Genomic DNA, 9,548 nt, shown 5'->3' with positions numbered 1-9,548 from the left:
GGCTTCGATTTCGGCGATTTCGATGCGGAAGCCCCGCACTTTTACCTGGTTGTCCAGGCGACCGAGGTATTCGAGGTTGCCGTCGCCGAGCCGGCGCACGCGGTCGCCGGTGCGGTACAACCGGCCGCCTTCGCTGAAAGGGTCGGCGACGAAGCGCTCGGCGCTCAGGCCCGGCCGGTCGAGATAGCCGCGGGCCAGCCCGTAGCCGCCCAGGTAGAGCTCGCCGGCCTGGCCATCGGGCAGCAGGCTCATGTCGCTGTCCATCACGTACGCGCAGCGCTCGCCCTCGCACTGGCCAATCGGCGCGTAGGCGGTGGGGCAGCCTTGCTCGGCGGCGGTTTTCCACAGCACGGGCGTGACTACGCATTCGGTGGGGCCGTAGCCGTTGATCATGATCTGCGGGCGCAACGCCTGCTGCACCCGCTCGAAGCTTGCGCGCGGCATGGCGTCGCCGCCGAAGCTGATCAAGCGCAGCGGCGGCGGGTTGCCGCTCTGCTGCGCCAGCTCCGCCAATTGGTGCAGGTACAGCGGCGGGAAGCCCGCCATGGTGACGCCATGCTCACGCATCGCGGCGTAGGTTTGCCCAGGCGTCCACAGCTCATTGCTGCGGATCAGCAGCGAGCCACCCTGGCGCAGGGTGGTCAACCAGCGCTCATGGGCGCCGTCGAAGGCGAACGACAGAAAGTGCAGCTCGCGGTCGGCCGAGGTCATTTCATAGCTGGCAGCGGTGGCTTCACAGTGCATCGCCAGCGGGCCATGGGCCACGGCAACGCCTTTGGGCAGGCCGCTGGAACCAGAGGTGTAGATGACGTAAGCCAACTGATGGGGGTGGCACGGCGGGCGCGGGTTGCCCGCCTCTGCCTGGCCGCCGTCGAGCTCGACGAGCACCGCCTCGACCTGTGCCGGGCACGGGATGCGCGCCGCCACCTCGCCGCTGGTGAGCAGCAGCCGAATGCCGCTGTCGGCGATCATGTAGGCGAGGCGGTCCTGTGGATAATCCGGGTCGAGCGGCACGTAGGCGCCGCCGGCCTTGAGCACGGCCAGCAGCGCCACGATCACCTCCAGGCCACGCTCCAGCGCCACCCCCACCTTCACCTCAGGGCCGACGCCCAGGGCAATCAGGCGATGGGCCTGCTGGTTGGCCAGCCGGTTGAGTTCGCCATAGCTGAGCTGGCGCTCGCCAAAGATCAACGCGACGGCATCCGGCTCGGCAGCCGCACGCTGCTCGAACAGCCGATGAACCGGTGGCCGGTCGCAGGCCTCAGGCAGGCTCGCACTGCGGCCACCCAGTTGAATTCGCTCAGCGCTCGACAACATCGACAGCTCGGCCACCGCACGTTGCGGGCCAGCGGCGATCGCGTCGAGCAGGTGCAGCCAGTGCTCGGCCATGCGTTGCACCGTGGCGGCCTTGAACAAGTCTGCGGCATAGGTGAAGGAAGCTGCCCAGCCGCCCTCGCCTTCCTGAACGTTGAGCACCAGGTCGAAATGCGCCGCGCCTACGCCCCACTCCATGGGCTCGATGCGAAGCCCGGGCAGCGGTTGCGGCAGCTGGCCGCCCAGCGCTTCGGCGCTCTGGTGGTTGAACATCACCTGGAACAGCGGCGTGCGGCTCAGGTCGCGCTCCGGCCGCAGGGCCTCTACCAGTTGTTCGAAAGGCAGGTCCTGGTTGGCCTGCGCGCCAATGAAGGCCTGCTTGACCTCGGCCAGCAGCTCGGTAAACGGCAGATGGCCCTGCACCTGCGCCCGCAGCACTTGAGTGTTGACGAAAAAGCCCAGCAGTTGCTCGGTTTGCAGCGCCGTACGGTTGGCCACCGGCACGCCGACGCGGATGTCCGGCTGGCCGCTGTAGCGGTAGAGCAAGGCCTGGAAGCTGGCCAGCAGCACGCTGAAGGAGGTCATGCCATGGCGGGCTGCCAGCCCACGAATCGCCTGGGCCAGGGCCGGCGGCAACGTCACCTCCACCCGCCCGGCGCGGTGGGCCTGGGTGGCGGGGCGCGGGTAGTCCAGCGGCAGTTCCAGCACGGGCTGCTCGCCACCCAGTTGCTGCACCCAATACGCCAGCTGCTGGGCCTGTGCCGGGCTGTTCAGCCACTGGCGCTGCCAGTGGGCGTAGTCGGCGTACTGGATCGGCAGCGCCTGGAGCGCGGGCTGCGCCCCGGTGCTGAAGGCGCCATAAAGCGCCAGCAGTTCCTTGACCATGACGCCCATGGACCACTGGTCGGAGACGATGTGGTGCTGAACGATCAGCAGCACGTGTTCATCTGCGCTCAGCGACAACAGCGCAAGCCTCAGCAGCGGGCCGTTGCCGAGGTCGAAGGGCACACGGGCCTGGGCCGCGATGAACGCCTGAACCTCATCGGCCGCCAGGCTGTACTGCGCAAGGGCGACATCGGCGTGCGGGTGGATGATTTGCCAAGGCTCGCCTTCGATGGCGCTGAAGGTGGTGCGCAGCACTTCGTGGCGTTGAACAAGCGCCCCGAAGCTGCGTTCAAGGGCGCGGACGTCCAGCCGGCCGCTGATGCTCAGCGCGCTGGGGATGTTGTAGGCCGGGCTTTCTGGCGCCAGTTGCCAGAGAATCCACTGCCGCTGCTGCGCAGAAGACAGCGGCATCGGCCCGCTGCGCTCGGCCGCTTCGATACGCAACGCAGGCGCGCTGGCGTCACCGAGGGTGGCGACGAAATCGCCCAGCACCGGATGGGCGAACAGGCTGCCCAAGCCCGCTTCCCGCTCGAGCTGCTGGCGGATCCTCGATACGATCTGCACGGCCAGCAGCGAGTGCCCGCCCAGTTGGAAGAAGTCATCGGCCAGGCCCACGCGCTCGACGTTCAGGCATGCCTGCCAGATACCCGCCACCGCCTGTTCCAGCTCAGTGGCCGGTGCCACGTAGGCGTCCTGCCGCGCTGACCCGTTCGGCACAGGCAGGGCATTGCGGTCGAGCTTGCCGTTGAGGGTCAGGGGCAGTGCGCCGAGCAGCATCAGGTGCGCGGGCTGCACGTAGGCCGGGAGCTCAGCCTTGAGCGCCTCGCGCAGCCTTTGGCACAGCTGCGCCTGGGCCTCGCCGGGTTCGGCCAGCGCAACATCGCGGGGCACCACATAGGCCACCAGTTGCGGGCCGTTTGCGCTCGGTTGGGCGATGACGGCCACGTTGGCCACCGCGCGCTGCTCCAGCAACCGCGCTTCGATCTCCCCCGGCTCGATCCGAAAGCCACGGATCTTGAGCTGGTGGTCGGTGCGCCCGGCGTATTCGAGCACGCCGTCGGCACGGGCGCGGGCCAGGTCACCGGTGCGGTACAGGCGCCCGCCCGGTTGCTCGCTGAACGGGTCGGGAATGAAGCGCTCGGCGGTCAACGCCGGGCGGTTGTGGTAACCACGCGCCAGGCTCTCGGGGCCTGCGATCAACAGTTCGTTGAGGGTACCGGGGGCGGCCAGTTCCAGCTGGCTGTCGCATACATAAGTGGCGCGGCCGAACAGCGGCTTGCCGATGGGCACCGCGCCCGCCTCGGGGCAGCGCAATCGTAGGTGGTGGCGACCACCGTGGCTTCGGTGGGGCCATAGGTGTTGAGCAGGCGGATGCCGCGGGTATCGGCCTGCAACCAGGCGGCCAGCGCCTCGGTGGACATCGCCTCGCCCCCCACGTGTACCTGGCGCAGGCTGGCCAGGCCCGCAGCGCTGCCTTCCAGAGCCAGCACTTTCCAGTAGGCCGCTGGCAGGTCGGCCACCGTCACGCCGTAGCGCTGGATGTTTTCACGCAGGGTTTCGGTGCTCCACAGGCCGTTACCACGCAGCACTACTCGCGCACCGACGCACAGCGCCGGATAAAGCTGTTCGACGAAGCCGTCGAAGCTCAGGGTGGCGAACTGCAATACGTGGTCATGGGCGGTGAGGTGCGAATAATCCGCCGCCACCTGGGCAAAGGTGCCCAGCACCCGGTGCGCGATGCTCACGCCCTTGGGCTTGCCGGTGGAGCCGGAGGTGTACATCACGTAGGCCAGGCTATCGATGAGTGCGCGGTTGGCCGGGTTTTCCGCGCTGTAGTTGCCGAGGTCGTCGGCGTCGAGCGCCAGCAGGTGCACCGGCCCGGCGGTGGCCAGGCGCTCGGTGAGCCTTGCCTGGGTCAGCAGCAGCGCGATCTGGCTGTCTTCGAGCATGTAGGCCAGGCGCTCGGCGGGGTATTCCGGGTCCATCGGCACATAGGCGCCGCCGGCCTTGAGCACACCCAGCAGGCCGACGACCATCTCCAGCGAGCGCTCGACCGCGATGCCGACCCGCACCTCCGGCCCCACGCCCAGTTCGATGAGGCGATGGGCCAGGCGGTTGGCGGCGCGGTTCAGCGCTGCGTAGGTCATCTCCTCGCCGCCGAGCACCAGGGCCGGTGCGTCAGGCGTACGCTGCACCTGGGCCTCGATCAGCCGGTGCACGAACTGCCCGGCCGGGAAGCTGCGAGCAGGCAGGTTCCAGTGGTGCGCTACGCGCTGGCGCTCGGCGGCGCTCAGCATCGAAAGGCTGCCAACGCACCCGCTCGCACTGCTGGCAATGCTGCGCAGCAGGTTCACCCAATGCTCGGCCAGGTGTTCGATGCGTGCTTCGTCGAACAGGTCGCTGGCATAGCTGAACGTGGCCAGCACCCCATCGCTGCGCTCGCTGGTGTCGAGTGCCAGGTCGAACTGCGCCGTGCGCTCCGGCAGCACCACCTCCTCCACCTGCAAGCCTTCCAGCGCCGCGCCGTTCACCCGCTCGCCGACATCGCGCAGGTGGTTGAACATCACCTGGAACAGCGGGTTGTGGCCCGGGTTGCGCGCCGGTTGCAGGGCGTCCACCAGCAGGTCGAACGGCGTGTCCTTGTGTGCCTGGGCCTGCAGGGCGGTTTCGCGCACGCTGGCGAGAAACTGCTCGACGCTGCCCAGCGCGTCCACCTTGACCCGCGCCACCACGCTGTTGACGAAAAAGCCCACCAGGCCTTCGAGCTCCAGGCGGTTGCGGTGGGTCATCGGCACGCCGATGTTGAGGCTGCTCTGCCCGCTGTAGCGCGACAGCAGCAAGGCGAAGGCGGCCAGGAACACGTGGAACAGCGTGGCGTTGCTGCCGCTGGCGAGCTGGCGCAGGCGCTCGACCAGCTCGGGCGGCAGGCGCAGGTCGACCTTGCCGCCCCGGTAGCTGGGCAACGCGGGGCGTGGGCGATCAGTCGGCAGTTGCAGCACGCTGAAGTCGCCTTCGAGCTGGGTTTTCCAGTAGCTCAGTTGCTCATCGAGCAAGCCGCCTTCCAGCTGCTCGCGCTGCCAGCTGGCGTAGTCGGCGTAGTGCACCGGCAGCGTTGGCAGCACCAGGGCCTGCTGGCGTGCGCGGGCGTTGTAGAAGGCGGCGAATTCGCGCACCAGCACACCCATCGACCAGCCATCGGAGGCGATGTGGTGCAGGGTCATCACCAGCAGGTGTTCATCGTCGTCCACCTGCAGCAGGCGCGCACGCAGCAATGGGCCGTGCTCAAGGTCGAAGGTGGCGAGGATTTCGGCCTCGACCTGGCTCGCCACCGCGCTGGCGGGCTGGCCGCGCAGGTCTTGCTCGACGAGGGCCACAGGTGCCGCCGCTTCGATGACTTGATGTGGCTGTTCATCGACTTCCACGTAGCGGGTGCGCAGCGACTCGTGGCGCGCCACCAGAGCGTCGAAAGCCGCTTGCAGGGCTTGGCGGTCCAGCGTGCCGCGCATGCGCACGGCCATGGGGGTGTTGTAGGCGGCGCTCGAGGGGTTGAGCTTCCAGAACAGCCATTGGCGATGCTGCGCCGGGCTCAGCGGCAGCGGGCCGCTGCGATCTAGCACGGCGATGGGTTGGCCGGTGCCCTGCTCCAAGCGCTGTAGCTCAGCAGCAAAGGCGCCGAGGTCGGCGGTGTCGAACAGCAGGCGCAGCGGCACGTCCAGTTGCAGTTGCTGGCGCAGCCGGCCAACCACCTGGGTCGCCAGCAGCGAGTGGCCGCCCAGGGCGAAGAAGTTGTCGCCCAAGCCTACTTGCGGCACCTGCAGCACTTGCGCCCAGATCGCGGCGGCCTGGGTTTGCAGCTCGGTGTGCGGGGCGATGTACTCGGTGACCTGCGCCTGTGGCAGCAGCAACGCCTTGGCATCCAGCTTGCCGTTGGCGGTCACCGGCAGGTGCTCGAGCAGCATCAGGTGGCTGGGCAGCATGTGCTCGGGCAGGCGCTGGCGGGCCAGGCCGCGCAAATGCTCAAGGGCGGCTTCGCCTGATTCCGGGGCGTGCTCCACCACCAGCCAGCCGGCCAGGTGGCGCGCCTCGCCTTCGCCCAGCACGCGCACCACGGCCTGGCGGATGCCCGGCAGGGCTGCGAGTTGTTTTTCGATCTCGGCCAGTTCCACGCGGTAGCCGCGGATTTTCACCTGGCCGTCCATGCGGCCGACGAAGTGCAGGCAGCCCTCGGCATCCTGGCGCACCCAGTCACCGCTGCGGTAGAGCCGCTCGCCACCAGCGGCCGGCACGAAGCGCTCGGCCGTGAGCGCGGGTTGGCCCAGGTAGCCACGGGCAAGGCTGGCGCCGCCCAGGTACAGCTCGCCCTTCACGCCCGGCAGCACCGGATGGAGGCCGCCATCGAGCACTGCCGCACGCACGCCCCGCAGCGGCGTGCCGAGCAGCGGTTGGCCGGCCAGCGGTGCAGTGATGACCCCCACGGTGGTCTCGGTGGGGCCGTAGTGGTTGATCACCGCCAGCTCCGGCGCCAGTTGCCGGATACGCGCCAGCAGGCTGGCCGGCACCGCTTCGCCGCCCAGCACCAGGCAGCGTGCCGGCAGTGCGTCACGGCCCTCGCCGAGCAGTGCTTGCAGGTGCGAAGGCACGATCTTCACCGCATCGATGCGCTCGGCGGCGAGGTAAGCGGCGAAGGCGCTGGCGTCCAGCACAAGGTCCTTGCTTAGCAGGTGCAGGGTTTTACCGGTGCACAGCGCACCGAAGAGCACGGTGTGGCCGAGGTCGGCGGCCGGGGTGGAAACCATCGCCAGGCTGCCGAGCGCGTCCATCGGCAGGCGTTCGAACACGCCGCTCAAGTAGCTGGCCAGCGCGCCATGGCTGATGCCCACGGCCTTGGGCTGGCCGGTGGTGCCGGAGGTGTAGATCACGTAGGCCAGGTTGCCGGGTTGCACGGCCACCGCGCTGAAGGGCTGGCCGGCCGGCAGGGTCGCCGGGTCGATACGCAAGGCGCCTGCGGGCAATTGCGCGGCCCAGGCAGCGGGCGCCAGCACGCGCTTCACGCCACTGCCTGCGAGCATGAACTGCAGGCGCTCTGTCGGTTGCTCCGGTTCCAGCGGCAGGTAGGCGGCGCCGGCGCGCAATACGCCGATGATCGAGGCGAGCATCGCAGCGCTGCGGTCGGCGACGATGCCGACCACTTCGTCTGGCTGCACGCCGGCGGCGTGAAGATGGGTAGCCACCGCGTCGGCGCGCTGGCGCAGCTCGGCATGGCTCCAGCGGTCATCGCCGGCGACGACAGCCAAGGTACTGGGCACGCTGGCCTGTTCGGTCCATTGCGGTACCAGCATCGTCGGTTGGGTGATGGCTTGGGTGTTCACGGACTCGGCCGTCACGCGTGCCAGCTCACCGATCCCCAGCATCGGCTGGGCAGCTAGCGCTTCGACCAGGCTCAGCCAGTGCTGACCGAGGCTGACGATGCTGGCCTCATCGAACAGGTCGAGGGCGTAGGTGAAGGCAGCGTGCAGTTGCCCGCCGCGTTCGTGAGTGTCCAGCGCCAGGTCGAAGCGCGCGCTGTGCTTGCGCAGCGCCATGCGCGCCAGGCTCAGGCCCGAGGCCAGGCGAATCTCCTCGACATCGGCAACGTTGGCCTGGTGGTTGAACAGCACCTGGAACAGCGGCGACTGGGCATTGCGTGGCACGTCGAGCGCCTCGACCAGCCGCTCGAACGGCAGCTCCTGATGAGCCTGGGCGCCGAGCGCAGTGTCGCGCACGCGAGCCAGCAACTGCGGCACGGTCAGCAGCGGATCCAGGTCGGTGTGCAGCACCTGGGTATTGATGAAGCAGCCGATCAGCCCTTCGGTCTGGGCCTGGTTGCGGTTGGCGATCGGCACGCCGACGCGCACCTCGCGCTGGCCGCTGTAGCGTTGCAACAGCAGTTTGAAACTGGCCAGCAGCACCATGAACAGGGTCACGTTGTGCTGCCGGGCCAGGCCGCGCAGGCGCTCGGTGAGCGTGGCGTCCAGGCTGAATTCATGGCGTGCGCCGCGGTAGCTGGGCTGGGCCGGGCGCGGATGATCCAGCGGCATTTCCAGCGGGGCATGGTCGTCGCCCAGCTGGGCTTGCCAGTAGGCCAGCTGGCGGGCTTGCTCACCGGCTTCCAGCCAGCTGCGCTGCCACAGGGCGTAGTCGCGGTACTGGATCGCCAGCGGCGGCAGGCCGGCGGCCTGGCCTTGGGCGGCAGCGTCGTACAGGCGCACGAACTCCTCGATCAGCACGTTCATCGACCAGCCGTCGGCGACGATGTGGTGCAGGGTCAGCAGCAGCACGTGGTGGTCGGCCGCCACGCGCAACAGGCGCACGCGCCACAGCGGGCCGTCGACGAGGTCGAACGGTGCCTGGGCTTCCAGGTCGGCGATGCGCTCCACCTCCGCGTCCGGGGCTGCGTGAGCGCTGAGGTCGTCCTGGCGCACAGTCACCGGCTGCGTGGCGTCGACCCGTTGCAGTACCTGATCGCCCAGTTGCACGAAGCGCGTGCGCAGGGTTTCGTGGCGCGCCACCAGGCCTTCGAAGGCCTGGCGCAGGGCGGTGATGTTCACAGGCCCACGCAGGCCTACCGCCATGGGCAGGTTGTAGGCGGCCGAGGCGGGGTCGAGTTGCCAGAGGAACCACATGCGCTGTTGTGCATAGGACAGCCCCTCGCGCTCGGGCACTTCCACCCCGGCGGCGATCGGCAGCACCGGGAAGGCCACTCCCTCGGCTTGCAGCCCGGCCAGGAACAGCCGGCGCTTCTCCAGCGGCAGCTCGATGAAACGGCGGGCGAGTTTGAGGGCCTGTTCTGCATTCATGGCAAGGGGTGTCCTGACAACCGGGCGATGTCAGACAAACGAAGGGGTTGGGGGGTGATTTAGTGGGGGCACGTCGCGCGGCAAGCCGCCCTCCCACCATTTCAAGTGCGCCGCAGAGTTTCAGTGGGAGGCCGGCTCGCCGGGCGATGGTCAGGCCTCAGATTTATGCAGCCTGTCGCGCGGCAAGCCGCCCTCCCACCATTTCAAGTGCGCCGCAGAGTTTCAGTGGGAGGCCGGCTCGCCGGGCGATGGTCAGGCCTCAGATTTATGCAGCCTGTCGCGCGGCAAGCCGCCCTCCCACCATTTGAAGTGCGCCGCAGAGTTTTAGTGGGAGGCCGGCTTGCCGGGCGATGGTCAGGCCTCAGGCTTATGCAGCTTGTCGCGCGGCAAGCCGCCCTCCCACCATTTCAAGTGCGCCGCAGAGTTTCAGTGGGAGGCCGGCTCGCCGGGCGATGATCAGGCCTCAGGCTGATGCAGCCTGCCGCATGGCAAATCGCCCTTCCACCGGAATCA

The 9,548-nt window shown here is 68.6% G+C and carries 1 protein-coding gene and 1 pseudogene; both read right to left on the bottom strand.

All coding sequences use genetic code 11. The features are described from left to right. Nucleotides 1-3: 3 nt before the first annotated feature. Nucleotides 4-3,144: pseudogene (locus LN139_RS00095) on the bottom strand (amino acid adenylation domain-containing protein); the annotation flags it as partial. A gap of 251 nt (nucleotides 3,145-3,395) precedes the next feature. Beyond that, the gene (locus LN139_RS00090; RefSeq protein ID WP_268944794.1) at nucleotides 3,396-9,035 is read right to left on the bottom strand and encodes a non-ribosomal peptide synthetase; all 5,640 of its coding nucleotides are present in this window, start codon (nucleotides 9,033-9,035) and stop codon (nucleotides 3,396-3,398) included. Between the last annotated feature and the right edge of the window lie 513 nt (nucleotides 9,036-9,548).

Origin of the sequence: Pseudomonas sp. KNUC1026 (genome assembly GCF_021650705.1) — a bacterium.
GTDB lineage: Bacteria > Pseudomonadota > Gammaproteobacteria > Pseudomonadales > Pseudomonadaceae > Aquipseudomonas.
The sequence above is the reverse complement of the archived record's forward strand: the minus strand, read 5'-3'. Positions and strand labels throughout refer to the sequence as shown.

Coding starts and splice junctions, on each gene's coding strand:
- LN139_RS00090 (WP_268944794.1), bottom strand. CDS start 9,035: ATGAATGCAGAACAGGCCCTCAAACTCGCCCGCCGTTTCATCGAGCTG.